This is a genomic window from Aeromonas rivipollensis, from assembly GCF_010974825.1.
In the GTDB taxonomy this organism is placed as follows: Bacteria; Pseudomonadota; Gammaproteobacteria; order Enterobacterales; family Aeromonadaceae; genus Aeromonas; species Aeromonas rivipollensis.
Map to the genome: position 1 here is coordinate 1 of NZ_JAAILA010000009.1, position 24,380 is coordinate 24,380.

The 24,380-nt window shown below is 59.4% G+C and carries 18 protein-coding genes; 1 reads left to right on the forward strand and 17 read right to left on the reverse strand.

All coding sequences use genetic code 11. The features are described from left to right. Positions 1-225 precede the first annotated feature (225 nt). A complete protein-coding gene (locus G4923_RS21350; RefSeq protein ID WP_258039730.1) occupies positions 226-348 on the reverse strand; it encodes a hypothetical protein in 123 nt (40 codons plus the stop codon). 361 nt (positions 349-709) lie between these two features. On the opposite strand from G4923_RS21350, the gene G4923_RS06255 reads away from it, so the two are divergent. Then, positions 710-1,072, forward strand: coding sequence for a helix-turn-helix domain-containing protein (locus G4923_RS06255; RefSeq protein ID WP_163136123.1), 363 nt, complete (start codon positions 710-712; stop codon positions 1,070-1,072). A 1,149-nt stretch (positions 1,073-2,221) separates the two neighbouring features. On the opposite strand, the gene G4923_RS06260 is transcribed toward G4923_RS06255, so the two are convergent. The 16 genes from G4923_RS06260 to G4923_RS06335 form a co-directional block, all read right to left on the reverse strand. Beyond that, positions 2,222-8,788, reverse strand: a complete 6,567-nt coding sequence (locus G4923_RS06260) for an LPD38 domain-containing protein (protein WP_163136125.1) — start codon at positions 8,786-8,788, stop codon at positions 2,222-2,224. A 130-nt stretch (positions 8,789-8,918) separates the two neighbouring features. Further along, complete coding sequence (locus G4923_RS06265; protein WP_163136127.1) at positions 8,919-10,319, reverse strand: hypothetical protein; 1,401 nt, start codon at positions 10,317-10,319, stop codon at positions 8,919-8,921. Positions 10,320-10,329: 10 nt separating this feature from the next. Next, positions 10,330-10,587, reverse strand: coding sequence for a bacteriocin (locus G4923_RS06270; RefSeq protein WP_163136129.1), 258 nt, complete (start codon positions 10,585-10,587; stop codon positions 10,330-10,332). Then, positions 10,587-10,967 (reverse strand): hypothetical protein, encoded by a 381-nt coding sequence (locus tag G4923_RS06275; RefSeq protein ID WP_163136131.1) that lies wholly within the window; start codon positions 10,965-10,967, stop codon positions 10,587-10,589. Before G4923_RS06275 ends, G4923_RS06270 begins: the two co-directional genes overlap by 1 nt. Positions 10,968-10,976: 9 nt before the next feature. Continuing rightward, a complete protein-coding gene (locus G4923_RS06280) occupies positions 10,977-11,609 on the reverse strand; it encodes a hypothetical protein (protein ID WP_163136133.1) in 633 nt (210 codons plus the stop codon). A gap of 8 nt (positions 11,610-11,617) precedes the next feature. Next, positions 11,618-11,977 (reverse strand): hypothetical protein, encoded by a 360-nt coding sequence (locus tag G4923_RS06285; RefSeq protein ID WP_163136135.1) that lies wholly within the window; start codon positions 11,975-11,977, stop codon positions 11,618-11,620. After that, positions 11,977-16,125: a phage tail tip fiber protein gene (locus G4923_RS06290; RefSeq protein WP_163136137.1), complete on the reverse strand. Its 4,149-nt coding sequence runs from the start codon at positions 16,123-16,125 to the stop codon at positions 11,977-11,979. The genes G4923_RS06285 and G4923_RS06290 overlap by 1 nt, the downstream gene beginning before the upstream one ends. Next, positions 16,125-17,786 carry a hypothetical protein gene (locus G4923_RS06295; protein WP_205597058.1) on the reverse strand — a complete coding sequence of 554 codons (1,662 nt, stop codon included), beginning with the start codon at positions 17,784-17,786 and terminating at the stop codon, positions 16,125-16,127. Before G4923_RS06295 ends, G4923_RS06290 begins: the two co-directional genes overlap by 1 nt. Before the next feature lie 58 nt (positions 17,787-17,844). Beyond that, complete coding sequence (locus G4923_RS06300) at positions 17,845-18,159, reverse strand: hypothetical protein (protein WP_163136139.1); 315 nt, start codon at positions 18,157-18,159, stop codon at positions 17,845-17,847. Continuing rightward, entirely contained in the window at positions 18,156-19,739 is a 1,584-nt protein-coding gene (locus tag G4923_RS06305) for a phage head spike fiber domain-containing protein (protein ID WP_163136141.1), read from the reverse strand. The genes G4923_RS06300 and G4923_RS06305 overlap by 4 nt, the downstream gene beginning before the upstream one ends. A 10-nt stretch (positions 19,740-19,749) precedes the next feature. After that, positions 19,750-20,427 (reverse strand): phage adaptor protein, encoded by a 678-nt coding sequence (locus G4923_RS06310; protein ID WP_163136143.1) that lies wholly within the window; start codon positions 20,425-20,427, stop codon positions 19,750-19,752. Between the two features lie 12 nt (positions 20,428-20,439). After that, positions 20,440-21,021 (reverse strand): hypothetical protein, encoded by a 582-nt coding sequence (locus G4923_RS06315; protein WP_163136145.1) that lies wholly within the window; start codon positions 21,019-21,021, stop codon positions 20,440-20,442. 1 nt (position 21,022) lies between these two features. Next, complete coding sequence (locus G4923_RS06320) at positions 21,023-21,460, reverse strand: hypothetical protein (protein ID WP_163136147.1); 438 nt, start codon at positions 21,458-21,460, stop codon at positions 21,023-21,025. 66 nt (positions 21,461-21,526) lie between these two features. Further along, positions 21,527-21,916 (reverse strand): hypothetical protein, encoded by a 390-nt coding sequence (locus G4923_RS06325; RefSeq protein WP_163136149.1) that lies wholly within the window; start codon positions 21,914-21,916, stop codon positions 21,527-21,529. Positions 21,917-21,981: 65 nt separating this feature from the next. Next, on the reverse strand, positions 21,982-23,199 hold the full coding sequence (locus tag G4923_RS06330; protein ID WP_163136150.1) for a phage capsid family protein: 1,218 nt from the start codon (positions 23,197-23,199) through the stop codon (positions 21,982-21,984). A gap of 71 nt (positions 23,200-23,270) precedes the next feature. Beyond that, entirely contained in the window at positions 23,271-24,197 is a 927-nt protein-coding gene (locus G4923_RS06335) for a hypothetical protein (protein WP_163136153.1), read from the reverse strand. Positions 24,198-24,380: the final 183 nt, after the last annotated feature.

Genomic DNA, 24,380 nt, shown 5'->3' on the forward strand with positions numbered 1-24,380 from the left:
CGGCAAAGGAATGACTGATTTCTATCAGGATCCATTGCAAAGCCGCTTGGCATAAGGCTTATGGCCCTTTTTTAGGCCTCACGCATACCCCAGGAAACACCGTATTCCCCCGCATTTTACCCCTCGTTTTGCCCCAAAAATGCCCCAAGAATTTCCCTCAGGATCTCGTATCACGCAGGCATAGAAAAGCCCGCACAGTGGCGGGCCAATCCGAATCCTTCCGCATCACGCTGACACGGTGGCTTCATCGCGTAGTTTTTCCAGAATGCGCGCGATCTTGCTCTCCTCCTCAGGCGCCAGGTCCAGCGTCTCAACAAACTCTTCCAGTTCGCTTAGTAGTGATTCCATCCGATCTCCCCCTTGCTCTCCCAGTCTCTCGACTGTGAAACACTGTATACCCATACAGTAACCGCATGAATTTACCACTTTTTGCGGGCTCACGGGAGTACAATTTTGCCCTCCTACTCCTATCATCTTGTTTGCTGAAGAAAAATCCCGTTCTCTGTGACTCGTCATACAACCGAACACTCCGTCGCTTCTGGTGGTGATGGTGTTGACTTCACTGTGCGTTCGACTTCATTTTTTAACCTACAATTTATCTGACTCTTATGTGCCAATACTGAGCATTTGAACCGTAGGAGTCCCAAATTTGAGACAGATAACAAAGCCATGATCTAGAGCACGGGTTGGCGCCAAACAAGGAACACCCATGAAACGCTACTTGACGAGCTCTAGCCTTGCCTATGTCCATCGCACGAAGCAGAAAGTCCGCCTTCTACTGGCGGAACGGAAGCTGACGCAAACCCACATCAGCAAGATAACGACGATCCCTAGGTCGAGCATTTCACGATGGCTTTCCCCCCACCATGACGACTTCATGGGCTTGGCTGAGGCAGTGATGGTATCGACAGCTATGGGCATCTCGGTTCAAGCCATCTTGGCCGATCCCGACTGGCACGTGTCAGATGATGAGCACATGGGACTGATCAACCGGGCGGCGATGCTGCCAAAGCCTCACCTGGCATCAATGCTGAACTGCTACGCGGAAATTTTGGGGGTCAGGGTGGGGTAAAGGGGCCGCAGCCCCTGAGTGTCAATCTGCCTGGATCAGCATCATCCGTCGGATATGCTCGGTGAGCACCCATCGATCCTGTGGGGCCAGATCGATGGACTCCAATAACGCTAGCAAGGCTACCAACCCTACTTGAATTTGAGCAACACTCATTGTCACCGCCCACTGCCAAGATAATGGCTGTTCGTGTGAGGTTCGGTAGCGCATTGCTTAAATGGCCCTGTCAAAACTTTGGTTTGCTGATACCGTTGTTGTATAGTCATCAAGTAACTCCAATCATTAGCGTGCTTGGTTTACATCCATCGGCCTTTGCGGGTGCAACCGCTTGGGCCGATTTTTTTATGCTAGTGGTTTTCATCTTGCTTGCCTTTAATGCCCACATCAATTCCTTTTGTGACTTTCGTTTAATTACTATTAAATAAACACGCAAGGGAGGAAATAATTTCCTGCGGCACGGAGAATATTTCCAATTTATCCATTGCTCCCCCTGCACCCACTAATTCTCCTGCAACAAGGTATGCAGATTCCTTGCCCTAGTCAATAGCAACAAGGGGTTTTGCGGCATAATGGCGGCTCGCAAGTGGCTGTTTTTTATTAACAAATACTTACTGAACGCATCTCTTATCATGCGGAGTTTTATTTAAAACCTCGTGAACGCCATGGCCAACAATCTATAAGCTCATGTTTACACATTGAATTTCACCATAGATATCCGGTGGGGATAGTTGAATGTATTTTTAATAACTCAAGATGGCCGCCAATGAGACCTGGCAAGCATTTTGATTAGCCACAAGCGCACACCTTGACTTAGGGGGTTGGAACTACTGCCAATCGAAAAACGGGGGGCTATCAGAGAGCTCCCTTACATTCCATCACCAGATACTAATGAGAAAGTTCAACGCAAACCCTATCAAGACAGCGAAGAAACTGAACGCCATGAAGGTGTCCAGGTCATCGCGACTGGACTTACTGAAGCACCAACAACCGGCCGCAAAGGGTATCAGTGCCAGGGTGAAGCTGAAACTGAACGCTTTCAGCGCCACCACCATCATTATCAGAGCAAGCAGTATCCACATGGTCAGGGCCCTCAGCGGTTAAGGCCCCAGATTACCCCTATCACAGAGGCTCAGCCAGGGCCGCAATTCCCACTTACTCCCAGTTCGCCTTGTTCTTGTTGACTGCCTGATACACCAAGTCGTTACGGCGGGCCAGCATCTCATCAATGCGCCGGCGCTTCTCTTCTGCGGCCAGTGTGCGGTCGCGCTGGATCAGCTCGATCTTGTTGCGCACCACCCGGACCTGCTGTTGAGTGCGGCTCAGGCTGCGGCGCGACTTCAAGATCCCGCCCTGATCCTCCAGTAGCTCGTTGGCCTTATCGGTTAGCCCCTCACTGCGGTACTGGTCAATGGTGCGCTTGAGCTGGTTCACCTCGTTCAGCATCCGGTAGAACTCCTCCATGTGCTGAGTGGACTTTGCAGGGCCAGTGCCGCGGTACACCGCTTTCACCAGCGGGATCTCGTCGGCACGCCAGCTTGCTGACTCTCCTGGCCTGGCGGCCCGGATCAGACCGTCAGCAGCAGCCATCACATAGCTGCCCATGGTACCGGTGTAACCGATAACCAGGTGCTCAAGCTGCTTGGGCGAGAAGCCAGTGAGCTCCCCCAGCTCGCGCATCAGCAGACTGGTCTGCTCGTTGTAACGCGCCTCTGCCTGGACGTTCAGGTCTTGCGGACCGTCAATGGGGCCACCTCGGAAGCTGTCATAGTTGAATGCAGCCTCCACCATCGGCTTGACGAGCTGGGGGGTCGGGTTGAGGGCGAAGGTATCACCTATCGCCCTGGCTACAGCCTTCCCGAACTGGGCCCCGGTGTCCTTGTCACCCAGGGCCCGGACCATGCGCTCGGGGATGGTACCGAACAGCACGCCAATCTCGAACGGCTTGGGGATCCGCCAATGGTGCTCACCAAACCAGAAGTGCCAGTTGGCGTCTTTATCCCAGTCCGGCAACCCCTCATAGCGCTCATCGTCCCAGTTGTGGGCCAGCAGCGCCAGGCTCGCAGCCGTGATCATGCCTGCACGTTTGGCTATGGCTCGCGGGTTGTCTCGCAGTTCGCGGGTCAGCTTGCCAAGACCCTGCACCCGGGCATTGAAGAACGGCAGAACCTGGGTCATGACCTGCATGGTGCGTGATGCCCCCAGCATGGAGAAATCCATCAGGTCCTTCGACTCGAACGCCGCCTGGGCGTGGCTCTTTCCGGCCTTGATGGCGGCGTCATAAACGGCCTCACGGTTTCCGTTTTCAATCGCCTCACCCACCCTGCTGTATTTTTCCCATGCGTCAGCCACCACGCCCTTGGCATGCGCCGTATTGCGGATGATGCTCTTCTCGTAGCGGGCGATTTGCTCCGGGGTCATCCCCTTGCGTCGCAGCGACTTACGCACGGTATCGGCCATCGCCTCTGGGTCATTGCCATTCACGTAGCCGCCCAGGAAGGAGGCTCCGCTGAACATTACGTCAATGGTGCTGCCGTCCATGCGCCAGGTTTTCCTCACCCCCTTGATGGAATCAATCATCGGCTTGAAGCCATCCTTGCTGATGGCCCAGCTGGAGAGGGAGTCGCGCAGGAAGTTGCGCAGCATGAATTCGGGGGATGCGGTGATGCCAGCCGTTAAGATGCGCTTGGCCTTGGCAGCCACATTGACCATGGCGCCGAACGGCTTGCGATCAAAGAAGGTCATAGCCCGGTAGAGGTCCGGATCCTCAACCCGGATCATGTAGTCCTCCCCCTCCAGCTTGACCATGATCCTGTCTTTGCTGTTGGCAAGGGCCTGGTAATCCATTTTGTTTGGCTTCGGGATGACCTCGATGATGCCAGTGTCGGCCAGGTTCCAAACCGTCTTTTGAGCCGCCATGTTCTTCATGGAGGCGTCGATCAGCTTGGAGGTCGAGGTGAAGATGTTCTCGAGCAGGTCGTTGGTGTTGGCCTCCCCTCCCTTGAGCTTCTTGATGCCGGCGTTCTGGTTGGCAATGCCCCTCGGCTTGAAGGGGGCGATCACATCGCCGTCGTCGGATTCACGGAAGAAGGGGATATACCACTCGCTTTCGAACTCCGCCCTCGCATCTGCGGTGAATAGCCCCGCCTCTTGCGCCAGATCCAAAGTGGCGGCGTTGAGGCGGTTCCAGCGCGCTTTGGCATCAAGGAACTTGGCCTCTTTGCCTTTACCCTGAGCCTTGAGGGCCGCGATGTCCTGGGCGTCGAGCAGGTTCTCACGCCCCTGTGCCAGCAGGATCTCGGCCCGGTTGCCAGCCATCCAGCCCAGCCAACTGTGCAGATCGGCCCCCAAGTCAGCAAAGATGCCCAGCAGCGCGTCCTTTTCCCCAGTGCCGGCCTTGCGCTGAATCACCCCTTCCTTCCACTCCGGCAGACCGTAGAGCATGGTCGCCTGCATGGTGGAGGCGGCCCCCGTCGCCATCCGTGCCGCCACATAGCCGGAGTCGGCAGCATCCGTAATGCCGGCAGCCTCCTCGGCGTACTTGATGGGGGCCAGCGCGTCGAGCACCTCGGTGTTGGCCTTCTTGATGACGCGATCAACCCAGGACTCCACCACGCCACGATCCAGCGCACGCAGCTTGTCCAGATTGGCCTTGGACTTGTCGATGATGTCGGGCTTTGCGCCGAGATTCAGCTTTCCCATGGCCTTGTCTGCGGCGGTGGCCGTCTGGCTCATCCTGACACCACCTTTCTTGATCGGCGCCTGAGCATCCTCCTGACTGAACTTCTTACCACCATCAGGGCCGTTGTCATCTGGGCCAGTCCGCTGCAACTTTTTACCCAGCCCCTCGATAAGAGAGCGGGTCTCCGCAGCCGTGATGCCATCCGACACGAAGCCGACAGCCCGCAGCGCCTTGGTGATCATGGCAACCACCCGATCCCAACCACGGCCCCAGGCCCCCTGCTCCAATTCCGCCAGATGAGCCACCACTTCCTCGGCTTTGGTGCCGATGTCCTCGTCGGCGTAATGGGTGTTTACCCAGTCCCACACCGGCTTCATGCTGGGGTCCTTCTGCGACTGGATGAGGCGGCTCATCAGCTTGGTGTATTCCCCGTCGCCCAGAACGTTGGCAAGGCCGTAGTGGGCCAGCACCTCATGGCGCAGGATCTCGCGCATCCGCTTGGGGTCGGAGATGGTGTCGGCAGCCACATGGAGAGTGCCGGCATCGTCGTCAAACGCCGCGCGACGGATCAATCCGTCCTTGGCATCCAGCCCCAGGGCCCCTTCAAGCTCCCCCTGAGTGGAGTGGATCTGCACCTTGATGCCGCTCGCCCCCCGGTACTGCTTGAACCAACCATGGGAAACCAACTCAGCCTCTTTACGGGTCAGGTGCTTGGCCGGCTTGTCCCCTTGTGCCATCGCCTGCTTTGAGAAGCGGACCGACTTCGCAGCAATGCCAGCAGGCTGGACAGCAATCGGAGACTTCGTATCCCCCTCGCTCACCCAGCGCTTGAACGACTCCACCGGCATCGCTTTGATGGCACCCAGTCCTTTCCAGCCCGCCTCGTAGTTGCCAAGGTAGCCTTCCTGGGCGGCCTGCTCATCGGCAAAGCCCATCATCACCTTGTGTTCGTCAAACTTGCCGGTTTTGGGGTCAACCTGGTCAACCACATAGACCGTCTCGCTATCTGGCTTGTCACCGATGAACACATCGACATGATCACCGTCCGCCCCCAGGGTGCGTTTGATGTAGCCGTAGTCATGGGCCATGGTTGACTGCCACACTTTGCCATCCTGATCGGTACCGGATCTGGTGGAGCCTTTGGGGTTCTCGAGCGCAATGTCCAGCCCCTGCAGCTTGAGGTGACCCTTCTTGTAGTTCCCAGCCTCTCTCTGTGCCTTGGTGGGCTCCGGCGCTACCTCGGCGCGGGCCGCTTCAATCTGCCGCACCGGTTCACTGGTGGCAGGCGTGGTGAGCTGTCGCACCTTCGCTACCGATGTCATGGACACTACCAGTCCACCCTTGCCCGGGATCGCCTTCACGCCGTTATCCTTCGCCCACGACTTGAGGGCCGCCACTTCCCCTTCCAGGGTGATGGTGCCGTCAGGGTTATCGATCATCCCCGACCAGGGTGTCGGCGCCGCCGCTGGCCCAGCAGTCGCGCGGGCTTGCTCAGGTTGCCCCCCTTCAGATACAGCAACCCCGGCAGGTGCCGGGGCTGTCAGTGCATTTTCCTCTCCTGGTTGGGTGACAGGTACAGGTGCAAGAGAAGCGCCATCTGCCGGATCTCCGGGTCCAGCTCGCTCCGCGAGTTCGGCAGGGGTTGGTCCAACACCTGTTGCAACCGGATCGCCTGCGCCAGGCTGATCACCTGGTCGCTTACTGCTGATTGCAGGTATCGGGGTAGGCTGGCCATGGGTCACCTCGGATTGTTCGCTGGAAGGGATAACATCGCGGTAGCCGGTATCGACGGCCGGTGCGAGTTGTTGGGGCTGGCTAGGGGTGGGCTGTTCGGCCTTCACCTGCTCTACCTCGGCAATCTCTGCCACGCCGAAACCACCGCCATTGAGGGGAACCGGGGTTTCCTTGCCCTTGCGGCTGGCCATGGCGGCCTCTTTCTCGCTGGCGAACGGCTTGCCTTTGCGGGTAATGCGAAGGGTCTTGAGCGGGCCAAAGATAGAGTCGGTCTCCGCGCCGGCAGGCACATCCTCCTTGATCGGCGTTGCATCCGGCTGGCGCTGATCGCCGCCATAGATCACATCGCGGTGAGGGAGCTCGGTGCCGACCTCACGCCCCTCCCCCTCAATGGTCGCCCCAGGCAACGCGATACTGGCTTGCTCCGTAACCACCTCAGGCGGGAGCAGATCACCCTCCTGCCCGCTCTGCCACCGGGTGCGCTCGCTGCCACGAAACTGCGGGCCTGGGCCGGACTGGCGATCATCGTGATCTCCCGGCGCGGCCACCCCGTCCCCTTTGTGCTTGGCATTGGCGTTACCGGCAAAGATCACATCCTTGAGCGGCAAGGCGGGGCGCTGCCCTTCCGTCGCCACCTGCAACGCGCTCTTGTTGCCAGCGAACGGATCAGCCCCCAGCTCACCACCCTGCACGCGCTCATAGAGACTCTTCCCCTGATCTCCCCCCTGGATCTGGGTAATTACCAGCTCCTGCACTGAGGGGCCAAATTCCCCCGCCAGTGCTCGCTGCACCTCGCTATCCTGGGCCATCCCCTTGAATCGCTCGGTGGTATCGTCGTGACGCAGATAGGCAGGCACGTCACGCAGTTCGTCGAACTGGCTGGGGCTTGGCCCGAGCGGGTTCTGCTCCCCGCCGCCCTGCAATGGCATCTCCAGAACATCAACATCAGCAGCCAGTTCTGATTCTTGCTCGGTCATTTGAGCCGGGCCGGAAGTAGGCACCGGATCCACTGAAGGGTCTCCCACCGCCTCCATCACCGGCGTGGTGGCGTCGATAACTGGGTCTGCTGCGGTTTCGTCCTGTTGGTTGGCATGCTTGCCGCCCCGCATTCCGCCAACTGCCCCTACGGCACCACCGGTGCCCATCCCGATCAATCCCCCCTCGAGTGCGCTCGACACAACCCCCTTCATCGGGTCGATGTCTGCTGCGGCCACCTCGTTCAGCGCCTCATTCACGGCATACTGCTGAACCCCTTCTTCCAAGGTTTCACCTACGCCCTCACCCATGGCTCCTTTGGCCGCACCTTTCAGCACACCACCTGCAGCAGCCTTGCCCGCCAGCATCTTGAACAACATGGCATCGCCCATCATGGATCCCATGGCGGCGGCGCCCCAGGTCTTGGCATCACTCATGGTGGCACGACTGGCCAGGTTGGCCGTCTCCTCCCGGGCCAGCGCCAGCTTTTCCTCATCGGAGAGGAGTTCAGTCTGCTGATCCTGGTCGATGCGAGTGAAGGCCTGGCGGAAGGTGTCGCTGGCCGCCAGCTCGTCAAAGCTCATGCCCAGCACTGTGTCACGAGTGTTCATCCCCGCACTGCCGACTGACCCGGTCGCACCAGTGGTGACGGCGGCGCCGGTGGCAATTTTGGACACGGCCTTGGCGGCAACCGCTTCGGCTATCTCCTGGGTCGCGCCACGCTTGACCATGGATGCGGTGACAGCGCGGCCAATAGAGGCTTTGGCGGCCACCCCTGTCACCCCGCCTGCCGCCAGTGTCGGCAGCAAGGAGCCAACCCCCTGCGCCATCTTCATGGCCCAGACATCGATATCCCCCGCGCCATCCCCCAGGGTCAAGCGTCCCTCCGGCGTTTCATCGACCAGTCGGCGGCTCATGGCCTCTTTGGCATCAGGGCTCATGCCTTCGGAAAGCGACTCGGCGCCAGACTTTGCCAGATCACCCGCTCCCGCAACGAAGTCCAGCACAGGACTGAGTTTGCTCGCCAAGTTGGCGCGGGACTGATCCAGGTAGTCGCCACCCTGCTTCCCGGCATTCTCCTTGCCGAAGTTGCTGGCCTGCCGTGCCAGCTCGCCAATGCCGCCCACGAGATCCAGTGCGCCGGCACCCACCCCGCGGGCGACATCGCCTAGGCCTACATCAAGATCACGTTTGGCTACAGGCTCGGCTGGCTGGGGTGGTGCAGCCGCTGCGGCAGACAGGCTGCTATCGAGCGTGCTCCAGAAGGGGTCATTTCGGGTGTCAGATTGTCGCGGTTGCGGCAGGGCGTCACGCAGTCCAGGCTTGTCCATGGTGTCCTCGGCTTTCGGGCAAAAGAAAAGCCCTGAGCGGCGAACCGATCAGGGCTTTTGAGATGGGGCGATCAGCATGCAGACTGACCGACGATGGAGAGATGCTAACGCTGGGGTAGGTGAAAGGCAACTATCGGCGGGCCTGGGCTAGGCTCATTGCCTGATAGGCGTTGGTCTCCGTGTCGCGGAGTCGATTGGCCGTGACGGCTGCCTGCTCAGCCTGCCTCTGTTTGGCTGCCTGCTGGCGCCAAAGCTCAAAGGCCGTGTTCATCCTAGTTGGGTTATCCAGCAGGCTGCTCAGCTTGCCATGTTGGTTTGCCTCTTTGACGAACTGTAGGCGCTCGGGATCGCCGCCAGTCCACTCTTTGATAGGGGCCCCCGCCTTCTGCTCCTCAGCTTTGGAGGTCATGCTGAAAGTGTCGGCCAGTGCCGCCTTACTCTGCTCCAGCTGGGCATCCAGCGCTTCCAGCTGCATATCCTTGTCCTCGGCGTTGCTGGCGGATATGCGCGCCCGGTTCTGGCCGTGTTGCTTCTCCAGCTCGGTGACCGCCTTCTTGTAGCCAGCCTGGTCTGGACCAGCCGTTAAACCGAGGGAAGTCCGCAACTGGTCGGCATTGCCGATCATGTGTTTGGCCAGTGCCGCCCGCTGGTATGCCGGCTTCAAGAAGTCGTTGATGGGGATGACCTTGGGGTGATCGTCAGGCGCGGAAGTGCGGTTGTTGGTGATGGGACGGACATCCTTGCTGCCATCGTCATAGGTGACCTCCACCCCCAACACTACGCCACGCCCATCCGGGGTGATCATGATGTTGTTGAGCTGCTTGCCTGTAATGGCCTTGCCGCTGTCCGGGTCGATATCGCCCACCCCTTTGCTGACTTCATCCTGGTAGAGGGTGCCGGCCGCCTTGATAAATTGCGGGTTGTTGACCGCGGCGTGCCCTTCCGGCGTGCTGGGGTCCAGTTTTCCTTCCTGCGCCTGGCGCACCAGGTTGCCAGCGTAAGTGACGAAGGTCTTGCCGGCCTCGGCATAATCCTGCTGCAGATAACGCTCAGGATTGAACGAGCCTGCACGCGGATCACGCACTACCCCCCAAAATTGCTGGCCTGGGTCTTTGCCCTCGGATACAGCCTGCCAGCCAGACTGGATGATCGGCAGGTTCTCCTGCTGGAACACCTGCTTGTCTCGCAGATCTTTTTGCCACTCGTACTCCTGTTGCTGGCGAGCCTCCTGTGCCGTGGCACGCCGCTCAGCAGCGCCAGCTCGCGCCTCGGCAGATTTCACCTGGCGCTCGGTGAGGGCGAACTGTCGATCAAGTCGCGCATCAGCCAACTTATCGCGCCCCTTGCTGTACTCCAGCTCCCCCTTATAGCGCTCGTCTGCCACCTTCTGCCGCTCCTGCTCGTTCTGCCACATGGCATCTCGCAGGCCCATGGACTTCTCCATCCGCTCATCTTCTTTCTGACCACGTAGATATCTGTCCGTGGTGCTGAACCCTGCCAGATAACCTTCTGCCAATCCTGATATGCCCATCACGCCCCCCTTAAAACAGACTGTCCGCCAGAAAACCAATCCCTGCTCCTGCCAATGCGCCCAGTGGACCACCGAGTGAACCCGCCATGCCCAGCACGGCGCCCATAGAGGCGCCGGTACCAATCGCACTCATGGTCTGCCCCTGGCGGGCGGACTTGAGGCTCTTGTTGGCAGCCTCCATCTCCGACTCTCGATTGGCCGCATCGCGCAGACCTGCCAGACCCTGCTGGCGAGTCTGACCGCCGATATCCAAAATTCCGTACCCCATCACACACCTCCCCCGGTTTTGATTGCTTCACGCAGCCCAGCATCCGCGCCGGTCAGGATCCCCATTTGCCGGGTCTGCTCCTGTTCACGCAGGCCGTTCTCGGTACCCGCAGTCATCAACGCCATGCGCAGCCCCTGGCTGTTATCGTTGGCGTTGCTGTTGGTACCAAGCCCCATCCGCGCATTGCGATTGGCCGTGGCCTGCTGAGCAGAGCGCAAGGCGTTGGTGTTGTTCTCGTCCACCCGGCCCAGTTGTTCCCGCAGCAACTGGCCGTTGGTGGCCAGCTCCATCAGCTCCTGCTGCTTGGGATAGAAGCGAGTCTTCCAGTCCTGGTACTGCTCTCGGGTGATTTTGGCGTAAGTGTCTGCGGCGTAACCCATGGATCCCCCTTAGTAACCCCTGCCCTGCAGCACCGATGCTGTAGGGCTTATTTTCTTGATCTCCGTTGCAGCCGGCGCTTTCAGACTGGCCAGCCCATACGAGGTGGCGGCTCCTGCCAGGGTCCCCACCAAACCAGCCGTCGCCTGCTGACTTTGGAACGAGCTCTGTGCATCACTGGTTGCCTTGCGCAAGCTGGTTGTGGCCACATCGCCCATACCAGCCATGGATTCAGCCTTCTGCCCTGCGCCAATGCTCACCACATCCTTGAGGCCTGCCACATGCTTGTCTTGCTGGCTGGACTGCGCCCGGTTGGCGGTATCGGTCTGGCTCAATGCCTGGTCAGTTGCCAGGCCTTCCATTGCCTCCTGGTACCGGCCACTGGTCGGGTCTGCCCCGCTGGCAGCCATTGAATCATCCAAGCCAGCTCGGGCCTCGCCAAAAGTTTTCGCGGTGCCAAGCGCTGCGGTGCCCGCCAGTTTGTCGAACTCCCCCTCGCTGTTGAGGTCATTCACCTTCTCGATGAAGATGTCCTCGTACTTCTGCAGGACGTTCTTGTAGAGATCCCACTGCTCCATGGCCACACTGGCCGCGGCCTTCTGGGCCTCGGTCTCCTGAATTTCGTTCGAGCCACCCTTTCCCATCGCTCACCTCACAAGTTGATCTGAAACACATAGAGCCCATCAGCATCATCCGGCTGACGTACCCATCCGATTCTTGGTGCGACCTTGAGCCAACCCTTGCGCGCTGAGTGGAAGCGCAGCCAGCGTGCTCCTATCAGGCGCGCCAGGCGCTTCACTTCCGGCAAGTGCCGCTCAGGCGCCCTGCTATCTCCCCACCCCACCCAGACCAGGACGCCGATCACGCCTTCTTCGGCCAGCGGCTTGAGCACGAAGCCGTCATCACCACGCACAAACAAAAACGCCACCCGGTTTCGGATGGCGTCTTGCAGTTCAGTCGATAGATTTGGATTGCCGGTATCGAGGGCAATACGGTGCAAAGGATTGCCCATCAGAACAACCCCATAAGCCAGATACTGCCGCCTTCGATTTGCTGATTAGTAATGTCACTGACACTACCAAACGGCACGACTTCGAAAGTGATGCTGGCGCCGGTATAGGCCGGAATCACAAAAGCTTCCTGCAGCGATACCCGCATAGTGATTCGGTTAATCCCTGTTGGATAACTTGCCTGAGCGGTCGCCCTACCCTGTTCTACACCATTCATCCTGCAGATCAGCGTAACCCCGATGGTGCCATAACCAGACACAGCAGCACTGCCCGACACCGGCCTGATACACACGATGTTGCGGGCACGCTTGTAGGCAGGAATGCTGAAATTTCCTGATGACTTAATCAGCGTTGTCACATCACCAACAATCCGATCGGCCTCAAGGGTACCCAGAATGGTGCAGTTCTGATCTATGGTGCAATTGCCAAGCGTCATGTTTCTGACGTAGCCACCTTCGGCATAGAGCCTGTTGGTATAGATCCCGCCATCTGCATAGATGATGGTGTGCCAACCCCACCCCCACCCCCCGTATGGCCCACCCTTACCAAAACCTGCAGCACCGCCAGCCATGAAGGCATTGCCCATGTCAATCTGACCTCCGTTGATCAACGGCGAGCTGATGCTGACCCCGGCCTTCACATAATCAGCGGTGATCTTCTCAGAGTTCAGGATCTGAATGGTGGCCTTGCGGATGATGGCCTCTGCAATCACGGCCTGGCCATTGTCGATAGCGAAAAGTGGCGCCATCGGTGTTGAGCTGTTCGGGTCGAATACAAAAACCTGACTGGCAGAGATTGCCACCTGACTAGTGCCGTCAGACTTGGCAATCAGGCCGATCCCGGCGGTGATCTGGCCTGCGCTGGCTTTCGCCGTCCACATTGCCTGGGCCCCACTTTGCAGGTCGGCAATAGCCTGACTCTGGAGCTGCACGGCCGCAGCATTGGCGGCAATCCTCTGGTCGTCTGTGGCAATCCAGGCAGTACCGCTGTAACGGTATGGCCGGTTATTGCTGGCAGTATCAAACCACAGGTCGCCGGTGCCCATCCCAGATCCAGGAGCTGTGGCCTGGAAGAACGTTTTATTTTTGCTACCCGCAACAGCGGACACCGTATTTATCTGACTGCCAAGGGCTTGAACCGCATCGGCACGAGCGACTGACTCTGCCGTGATCTGGCCTTGGAGTTGCTGATCTCCCTGCTGATAGTTTGCCGTTACCTGCTGGATCTGCTGGGCCATGGCCGAATCTGCATCAGCCCGCGCCTTCGCTTCTTCATTGATTGCGGCACTGTTCTGGGCTACGCCCTGATTCGCCAGGTTCGCACTGTCCTGTGCCCCGGCAGCTGAGTGACCAGCAGACTCAGCAGTTGCCTTCACCTGACTCAACTGCTCAGAAAGGGCCTGGTTTGCCTCGGCACTGACCCTGGAAACCTCGTCGATACTGGCAGCCAGCTCCTGCTCTGCCCCCTTGAACTCTGCATCCAGGGTGAACAACTGTTCAGCCAACGCGATATCGGCATCGCTCCTCGATCTCACTTCAGCAGCAACGGCGGCATTCGTCGCGGCGTCTGCCGCTTTGAACTCGCTATCAACAACACTGATCCGCTGTGACAGCGCCTCATCAGCCGTCGCCCTGGTCAACTGCTCATTGGTGATCTGCGCCCTGATCTCCGCATTCTCGGCATCAAACTCAGCGGTCAGTTGCTCAACAGTCCTGGCCTGCGCCTCCTGTTGATTCGCCAGCGTGCTCTGCTGCTGGAGAATGACACCTCGAGCCTTTCGGTTCTCCCGGTCGCGTTCATCCCCGGCCAGGGCACCTTCAACCTGGCTGACGGCACCGATACCTATCTCCGACTCCATCTTGTCCTGGCGTTGGCTGAGCGACTCCTCATTGCTCACCACGGCCTGCCGGAGCTCGGTGATGCTGGCCGAGTTCTCTCCGACCGTCACATCAAGGGTGCTGATCCGCTCACCAAGCGCTCGGTCGGCATCTGCCAGGGCCTTGTTCGACTCGGAGAGGGAGGCTGACAGCGCCGTATCGGCGGCCTTGAACGCAGCATCCACAGTGCTGATCTGCTGGGCAAGCGCCTCATCTTTTGTTGCCCGAGCCAGCTCCTCGGCCTCAACCCTCGCATTCGCATCCTCGAGGTCGCTGCTGAACTGCGCCTCCACTTCGGCAACTCGCCTCGAAATGGCCTCATCGGCGGTGACCCTGGACGACTCCTCCTGAGTGATGTTTGCAGCAAGCTCTGCCATCGTGCTCGAGAACGTCGCAGCCAACTGGTCCTGGCGCAAGGACAGGGCCTCGTCCGCGGTGGCACTCGACTGTGCCAGCGACCTGATATCGGCATTGGCCTGAGCATCAGCCGCCTTGAACTCCGTTGTGACGTTATCAATGCGCTGTGCCAGTGCCGAATCTGCATCAGAGGTCACCTTCTCAACCGATGAGATCCTGGCCTGGGTTGCGGCATCCTTCGCCTCAAACTTCACTTCCATGTCTGTTGTGCGCTGAGCCTGGGCCTGCTGCTCCGTCAGGATGACCCTCTGCTCTGTACGGATGGCACCGAATGCCTTCCTGGTCTCCCGGTCGCGCTCATCCACGGCCAGGGCACCATCGATAGCGGCAGAAGCGTTGTCATCATCCTGTCCACGCTGCAGCTCCAGCTCCGCAGTGATCGCGTCGAGGCGGCCAGCAGTGATGCCCCCGTCATCTTCGATGACTTCCTCGAGCGCCTGGATCTTGGCTTCGGAAGTCCCCGCCCTCACTTCGAGCCCGCTGACCCGCTGCGCTGTCACCTGATCGCTTTCCGCCGAGACCCGTGCCAGCTCAGTGATGCTGGCCTGAAGAGTCTCGTCGCCCTGGGTGACCTGGGCCGCCAGCCCATCAAGGCGCTGCGCCTGGGAACTCAGCTCATCGGTATGCACCGTCAGTTTGCTTTCTGCATTGGCAAGTCGCACACCCTGGGCATCCACCTCCTGCTTGGTCGCTTTCTGAGTCAGCTCCCCTTTTGTCGCATCAAGCTCCTGACCGATCTGGGTAACCCGCTGCTGTTCGCCTGTGAACTCCCCCCGGGTGACGGTTTGGCTCAGGCTGGCGTCCAAGCCGTTGATGCGCTGCTCTGCCTCAGTAATCCGCGACCCCTGACCGTCAACGGTGACATTGTCTGCCTTGCTGCTGATCTGGCCGGCAACGGCATCAAGCCCTAGATGGACTTCAGTGATAGAAGTTCGCATCTCCTCGCGCACAGCATTGACCGCATCCATGGTCATGTTGCCGTTTTCAGGATCGATCTTGAAAACCACATCTCGGAATGAGTCAAAATCCCCCTTGTATCTATCGAGCTTCGCATTCATGCGATCCTGCACCAGCCCGATTTCGATGCTCGACATCCCCAACTGCTGCTGGGCATCATCCAGCAGCTCTTGAGCTACCTTCTGGCGCTCATCCAGCCCAGCCAGCTCCTGCTCAATACTGGGGATCTTGTCCTCGATGGCGGCGACCTTGGGACGAATGACCTCGATCTCATCAACCTTTGGCTTCAGGATCGTAATATCCAGCTGCAGTTGGGGGACTTGCTCTATTGGCCCCAGCAGCGCCTGGGCCAGGTGGCTCTCCTCTATCTTCCCATGCAGTTCGTCGAGAATGTCCTGCACATCCCGGCTGGTTTCAGCCTTAACGCCCTGCATACCCTGGAAGGGACCCTTGTCATCCTTGCCGTTGACGAAGCGCACCCAGTAGTAAAACGCGGCGCCCTTGCCAATGGCGTCAGAGAAGAGATTGGCCGAAGAGGTCCCCACCAGGGTGGCCTCGGCTTGGTTGTCGCTCTCAGCTCGCCATATCTCGGCGTGAGCATGCCCCCGGTACTGAGGCGGATCCCACTCAACTAGGACCGTGTGAAACGCGCCATTGGCGATCACGTTGACCGGGGCGTGGGGAAACTCCATTTGGCCTGCAGGGAATAGGTCTGGGTTCTTGCCGGTAACATAAACACCGCCAGCACCAGGGCGCAGCGTAGACAACCCCAATGCCGCCAGCTCCCGGAACGTGACTGCCTTATCAAGGCGATCGCCACGCTGCCCAGTGAGCAATTCCACGTTCTCGGCTGTTGCAGCCTGGTCTCGGCCTGCTCGATATGCGGGTTTCTTGGCCATCAGATCACCATCTCCGCCATGCTGCTCGCGAGAGTGATGCGGCTCACCACCGAGGTACCGAAGACCTCTATCTGCCAGAACCGGCCACGCACAGGGGGCAACCTGAACGCCCCGGGCACCAGGTTGCCAGGGGACAGCTCCATCACCTGCTCCCCGTCAACGAACAACTTGATCCCGACCAAGCCAACATCCTGAGCCAACACCCGGCAGCAATTGAACGACGTACCCTCTGGCACCATAAAGCGCTTGGACCGCCAGACAAGCTGGCCATTACTGGCGCTCCCGCCCCGCCAAATCTGCAAGCTGCGACCCTTGGCAATGTAGAGGGAATCGCTCTCCATATCGGAGACAGCCGCATCCCACCGGTTCGTCAGCTCACGCAAGTCGCCACTTTTCGGGTCAAAGATGAATGCGTGGGTGTCGGTCATGGCCACATATTTGCCCTCGTGGTGCCATGCCCGCATGGTCTCGGGCTTCATGGCGCGCCACTGCTTGCGGGTGATGATCTGCTCGGTCACCACCTGCCCACCGCTGGCGCCGATGCCGACCAACCCGTCCGGGGAGGCATAGAGCACCACCCCATCCATGGCGACCATAGAGCGACCGCTGACACAGGACTGCGGCAGTTGGCTCAGCTTCTGGGTGGTCACGGATGCCGGGCTCACGCCCTGGGCAAGATAGGGGTATCCCTTGGTCCCGATCACCAAGGTGGTATCGATGGCAGCGATCGCCACGATGTCGTGCTCAGTGGTCAGCCGGTACTTCTCCGGCCAGGCGTAGGGAAGGTAGGGTTCGCACAGGTAGAGGGAGTTGCCAGCAAACCCCGCACACATGCCATTCGCCATTTGACACATGCCGCGCATGCCATCCGGCGGCATGGTGTAGTCGTAGGTCTCCAGCACGGCGCCCAGCTCCCCATCCTCCCGAGTATCGACAAACGAAGCTTGGGCAATGGGCAGCTCGGCGACCAACAGGTAATCAGCAAGGCCACCACCGGACACCGACCGATATATCCGGCGCTTGGTGATGTTACTGTTCTGGGCTGTCGGCGGGCTCAGCATCAAGGTGACGGATGACCCTGGGATCCCGATATTCACCTTTCCACTGGCCGGGCCCGGGGGCCCCTCCTCTCCCATCGCAGTGACGAAGGTATCCACGTAGAAGCGGGTTTCGTCATCGGTCAGATCATCATCCACTCCACCAACAGGCGGGGTGATGGCGCCAATCCCGACCGGAACACCTGGGACTGGAATGCCTAACCGATACCACGCCGTCGGCTTGTTGCTGCCGCCAGTGGCGATCTGGGCATGAGTCACCTTGGGATATTCGCCGTCCGTGTAGTAAACCCGGCCATAAGGGTCCTGAGCGATTGGGGAACGAATAACCTCCACCACCTTGTTCCAGGCGAACCAGTGCTGGCCATAGTGAAAAAGGGTGGTAGGCACGATGTGCAATTCCACACCAGCACTGGCGTCATCCTCCAGCGGGGAGATAACGCCATGGTCAAAATGGCAGTCACGCGCAATCACCGCGACTTCATCCGACAAGAGGTGTGGCTCCACGCGCGGCATAGTCCCTCGCATGGTGACGATATCGAGTACGGGCATGGGGATCTCGGAGAGGCAGAAACGAAAAAGCCCCACTCGGGAGAGCGGGGCCATGATGGGTAAATCCTAACGCTGGGCGCGTCAGGAGGCAAGGCTCACTTCCCGATACCTTCTATGCCCAGACATACTGGGGGGTTTCAACAACCACTGTCACCGGTGCCAGGGCGGCGGCCAGGGTAGCGTCGGTGGTGCGCACGTTGGCGTGATAGCCGGGAACGGGCTCACGCAGCTCCAGCTCGATGCCAGCGACGGTCTGCACCTCGCCAGTGGGGCGAGTGACCATGCCGGGCGGCAGAAGCTGCAACGATGCGGTGTGGTGATAGAGGGTGCCGGTCTCTGGGTCTTTGATAAAGCCAGCGCCGAGCAGGGCCTTGGTCATGGCGGCCTTATCGGCCGCCTTGAGGTTGAGGTCGATAAAGTCGGTCATTTGATTGCCTTGTGCTGGTCGTCAGATAATGGAACAAACCACGCTCTGATATTTCGAACATGGCCATAAAAGGCCCGACCTGGGTTGGTGGTTCCGAATAGATAGATATTTCCGGTATAGATCTGATTGAGATACCCATTCCACTGAGATGGTCTCTTGGCGCCAGCAGCCCAGTGTGAACGGTCTGAAAACCTGAGTGCGACAGTGGTTTTTCTACCGACCAAATCAGCGCCATCCCATGACCCTGACGCCATCACAATATGGCCACCCTTGTTCTCTGAGTCGCTCAATTCGTAGGGGCGAGGCCAACTCGACAAACCCTTTCCTAGCAAATCCACCTCGGTCGCGATACTCATCACCAGCCCAAACGGCTCGTTCCCATACGCTGGCAACCACGCCAAATCCTGCGCACGAGTCACCGCTGCGCCAGCTGTCGGGATGTAGGAGCTGGCGAACGGCAGCACTTCCAACTGCGAACCGTAGACAACAAAAGACATTGTGGCGCTATCTGCCTGAATGATAAAAGCGGCATTAGCCCCAGCGACTCTAGTTTGAGTTACCTGATATCTTTTCCATTCAGTAGTTAGAGTAACTGGAACACCAACAGATCCGTTATGAACGCCGAGCCTTACAACCTCACCACCAACTACACCTTTAAGCCAAACCGAGGTTGTATAAACAGCGCCATCAGTTAGGGATGAAGCAAGTTCCGGGTTGGTTCCGCCATAGCGAGTTGTGACATCAAAGCGAGTTGCATCATTCAGCCCAAAAGGCCCAGGCTGGGCATCGACTTTTGAAGACCCACTGCCAAACGGTATGAATAAATTTGAGTTTTTAACGATGTTCTGACTCTGACCCTCAAGAAGTAACCCCTCTTTCTCAAAGCGCGGCTCATTAGCTGCAGCGGTTTTAAGTTGGCCATCCTTGCCGATGTATGTCGCAGTGGAGTTACGGCTGAAATTCACCATCCGCGCCACTACATCCGACCCGACCAGCACATCCCGCCCATAGCCGGTTATCATCCGCAGGCTGTCAGAGAGCGGCGCCCACACATCCGGCAGCGGGAGGGCAGACGCTGCGACAATATCGCCAGCCAGGGCCGCGCTTGCTGCTGCCTTGTCCGCCTCCGTCTTGGCGCGGGCAGCCTGCCCTTCCCCCTCGCTGGTCACGCGCTTCCAGGGTATCAGCGTTTGCTTGGTACCATCCGGCGCAGTCACCTCGATAGTGGCTGCATTGCTCGTCAGCAGCGCCTGGAAGGCATCACTTTGTTGCTGATAGGCACTCAGGGTGGCCGTCAGGCGACGGGCGAACTCAGGGACGGAATCTGAAAAGGTCGTGACGATCTCATAGGCTTTGCCTGTAGCAGTGACGCCGCGATAGGCCTGCACCAGATAGAGCTCGGTGTTCGACACCACGTAGTCCACCTCATAGAAATCCACCGAGGTGCCACTGGTGATACAAAAAAGGTGGCCCTTGGCCACCCCGTTCTTGGTGTCTGCGAAGGTTGTCCCAGTGCCGGTCACCTTCTTGTTGCCGTTGGTGACAGCAACCGTGCCGTCACGCTTCCACACTCCAGCCATGCTGCCCCCCTTACTGCCCGGTCACGCGGGAGAAGCCTTCGGTCTTGCGCTGCTCCATATTGGTATCAACCTGGGTCTTTTCACCCAACTGCTGCAGGTAGGCGTTGTAGTGGCCGACAGCCCGATTGGAGTTGGCGCTGTATTCGGAGTCCTTCGAGAAGGCCCGGTACATGATGAAGTCGATCAGTGGGTTGATGTAGATGTCATCCAGATCGGCCAGCGCCGGCGTGCCCACGTTTTCCACGTCCGTCAGCACCTTGGATTGCGGCGCCACGGAGTAGATCACATCCACCTTCACTGCGGCGGCGGGACCGGGGTAGAGATAGAAGTTCTTGGGATCGCGGTCGTCGTAGGTATAGGCCGCCACACTGGTGCCATCCTTGCCGGCATGCCAGTCCGGGTAACTGTCATCGAGGGCGCGGCGCGGTACGAAGCGGATCACTTTGCCGTCGGCATTGCGCAGCACCTCGATCAGCCGCAGGGCATCTGCAGGCAGGCTCTGCTTGGTGCCGGCTGCGCAGTTGAACTGCACGTTCTTGGTGTGGGCGTCAGGACGCATCAACACGATCGCCTTGGCAGCATCGTTGTAGTAGTCCAGCAGCTCCTGCTTGGGCCAGCGAACCCAGGTGCGATCGTTGAGCAGGGTATTTACCCGCTTCAAGATCGAGTCAACGGTAACTGTTGCCATGTGTGTAGTCCTTTAGAAAAAAGAGTGCTTGCGGGGCGGGTTGTGGAATTCAACTTGGGTCGGGGCACTGTGCTCTTTGCGGAACCGGCCAGCGCGGCGCCATCCCTCGACAAACTCGGAGCGGTGGTAGTTGGCTCGCTTGGGGTCAGACCAGGGGCGGTCTGGCTGGGCGTAGAGCAAAGCAGCGACGCCATGGGCAATGGCATCGGCGTGATCGTGGTAGAGCTGGGCTGGGAGGTCGGCCGCGCCTTTAACCGGGGCAGCCACATACCAGATCCGCGCATCACTGAGATCAGTCAGGATGCTCAACTCATTGGCCGACATGGCGAAGTAGTCTCGCCCGCTGACAAATGGCGCGCCCCCTTCTCCGGTCAGGTGCAGCACATTGCACGATGTCATCCCGCTGATGTTGCAGACCTCCACCAGGCTGCCGGCTGAAGCGCTGGGCAGTAGTCGGTCAAGGGTCAGCAAGGCCGACTCCCGGCAGAACGTGATGGCCGCCTCTGTGACGGCCTCACCCAGCATGACTTCGAGCGGGCCGGTGATGTGCAGCCTGACTGTGGGCAGGAACTGCTCACGCGACACCATCTGCATGTTATTCCCCCTGCTCTGCCAGCTTGGCCTTCAGGGCATCACGCACGCGCACCCGGTATTCGGGCACCTTCTCTTGCGGGCCCTGCGGCTCGATATCCAGATCTTCCCCTTCCACCAGGGTGGCCAGTTGGGCAGAGGTCATCTTGGCCAGATCGCGATCACCGACCACCATGCTCTGCTCTTCCGCCAGGCGGGCCTGCTCTGCAGCAAGGCGCTCCAGCTCCTCGGCTGCCGCCTGGGAAATAGACTCCTGCCGCTCCAGCTCACCAGCCAGTGCCTCATGGCGGATCCAGACGGTCGGGAACTCCAGCAGTTGCATGGCGATGTGGCTCTCCACATCCACCGCGGTATGGCGCGGGAACACCAGGCGGCTGCCGGTGACGGTATCCTTCTTGCTCGGCTTGTCGCCGATGTAAACCACGGCAATCTTGTCGCTCATGGCGATGACTCCTATTCAGAAACGAAAAAGCCCGGCACATGGCCGGGCGCGTAGTGATCGGCTTCCTTACAGGTTGCCGACTACCTCGTAATGCAACTTGAGTTTGACGGTGCCCGTTGCCGCCCCGCCGCCAACAGTGAGGGTGAGCTCCTGGTCAGGCTCGGTCATCAGGTCATCGACCGGGTAATACTTTGCCACCGCCCCCACAGTGCTCTCGGCATTGATGATGGTGGTCGTGCCGATCTTGGCTGTGATGGTGGTACTCGCGCCCAGCGCAGTGCTGAACATCGTCGCCCCCACCACTTTCAGATTGGGCTCCACTTTGTCGCCGTATGCGACAACATCACCAGCGGGTACGGCAGCCAGCTTGGCCACCAGGGTCGGGGAGATAGAGAGGTTGCCGAACGCGCCGACAAACCAGCGGTACGCTCGTGCGATCAGGGTAGTCTTGGCCATGATATGGCTCCTTGTCTGGTCAGATAGTGTTGGGATGGGGCCGTTCCGCCCCATTTGTCAGCGGCTTAGCGAGCGATGGCGCTCACCGCGGTATCCAGCACCATGCAGCCATGGTCCTGGATGTTGCCGTTGCGCTGCTTGAATCGGATCTTCTGCAGGCCGGAGACCCAACGGATAGAGATCTCGTTCGCGTTGCCATGGTCAGTTGGCTCTTGGTGCATGCCAAAGGAGCCCCCCTGCTCACCGGAACCAAAGGCATTGGCCAGCGCCTGGCCACCCAGCAGCACGGCGCGGTCGATCAAGGTGCCTGCAACCTTGTCCACTTCCATCCCGGTCGTGGAGTTGGCGGCACACACTTTGACGGTGCTGCCCTGGTTGAAGCGGATCGGCATGCCCTTGTACTGCTTGACCAGGATGCCGCGCCACATCGCCCCTTCCCCACGGAAGATGGGGTGGTTCCAGCCTTTGGCTCGCTCTGCCACTGCAGCCAGCATGGCGTTCCAGTCCTTGCCGGAGCTGGAAGTGTAAAAGTCGTGCCACTGGCGTGGGGTCACGTAGAGCACGAAGAGCGGCTCACCGCCCGACGGGTCAGCCACCATGCGAATAGGCTGGATGGGGTTGGCCATCTCGGACAGGTAGAGTGCCATGTTGTCCACGCAGCCGAGGTTGAAACGATCCGCCGCGTCGATGGCTTCAAAAGTAGTGGCATCACCACCGAAGAAGTGACGTTCGTAGGTTGGTGCCGTCAGCGGGTTGATCATGATCTCAGCAAACTCAGGATCATCCGCCAGCGGCAGAATGATGTCTTGGGCAGCGTAGTCGCCACGGGCACCGGCCAACTGAGCAAAGCCTCGCTGATCTACCAGACGACCATAGTAGCCGTCTGCCAGCAGGGCGCGAGCGGTCTTGATCAGGTCGTGCTTGGTGCGCTTCTGGCTCATCTTGCCGCCAGCATCCACGCCGTGGCGAGTCTGGCTGATCTTGAGAGAGAAGTCCGCGAAGGACATGCTCTCGAGACGCCCTGCCAGCTTCTTGTCGCCCATAGTCGGACGGCCAGACAGTTGGTGGAACAGCTGCATATCCACTTCATCGCCCGCCCCCTTGGCGAGATCGGTAATGCGGACAACGGGGGCGCCATGGTGGGTCTGCTTACCGTCATTAATTTTCACACCTTTCGGCGCCTCTTCGGTCAGCATGTTCACCAGCGACTGGGAACGGTTGGCAGACGTAAACAACGCCGCCTGCAAAATCTTGTTGGCTTGCGCCGAGGTGACTTGGGTCATGGTCCTCTCCTACATGAAAACAAAAACCCCGACACAGTGGTCGGGGTTGGCTTATTGAAATGGGTGGTGGGTTAGTACCCGGCCTGCTCCAGCAGAGCCTCCATCTGGGCGTCCGTCATGGCGCCCATCTCGCCGATAAGCTCGGTCTGAGACATGGCGCCAAAACGCTCCACTCCAGTGGGGGCTGCATGATGGGTCTGGCCGAGTGCCGAAGGGCTGGACGGGATGAAATCGGCAGGCTTATCCGCCTCCTTGCTGGGGGCCTTGGCGGGAGGGATGACCTCGTCACCAAAGGCCAGCTTGGTGCGGCGCGCCGCCTCTGCGAATCGCTCATCCAGCGACTTGCCTTGCCACGCGGGATCAGCCTGGAGCTTTTCATCGACGATGATGGCGAAGTCGAAGCGGTCCTGGTCCTTCTCCCGCCAGTTCATCAGGTCAGGTACCGCCTGCAGTGCGGCCTGTACCGGATTGGTGGCGGGGGTAACCTGCTGCGGGGCTGCTTGTGGCTCCAGCTTTTGGAGCTTGCGAGCGATGGCTGCGATGGACTTACCCAGATCCGGGTAGTCCTGCGCCAGCTGCTCGAGCTCCTCCTGACTGATGTCATCGGGGTCCACATCGGGGTTGATCCCGTGCTTTTCCATCAGCGCCTGCAGCTTGTCCCGCTCGACCTGGGCCTGCTGCGACTGAGCCAACTGCTCACGCAGCTGCTTGGCTTCATTGCGCGCCTGCTCCAGCACTTCATACGGGATGGTGTGTTGACCGTTCTTGGCCAGGATCACCTTCTCAGGCTCCGTGGCCCCTTCACCGCCCTGCTCGGTGTTGGCTTGTTCGTTACCGGCTGCCACCTCACCCGCCGACGGCGCGGGTTGTACGTCCGTTTGCTTGGTGCCAGTGCCATCATCCAGCTCGCTATCGGGCTCACGCTCGATCGCCTCCAGCATGGCTTCCAGTTCGTCCAGGCTTTCAGTCCCGGTCAGGTTGTCGATGCTCGTATCCATGGTTGTCCTCGTGGGTTTTCAGTGGGTGGTATCGCTGCCCAAGCGGGGGAAGGCTCTCGGTGAAAGCCCTTCCCGGCTGGAGCTGGGCACAAAAAAACCCGCACAAGGTGGGTTCATTCATCGTCGCATTCGAGCTCTGTCGCGGCACGGCACTGGGCTCAGAAATGAAAAAGGCCCAATCTC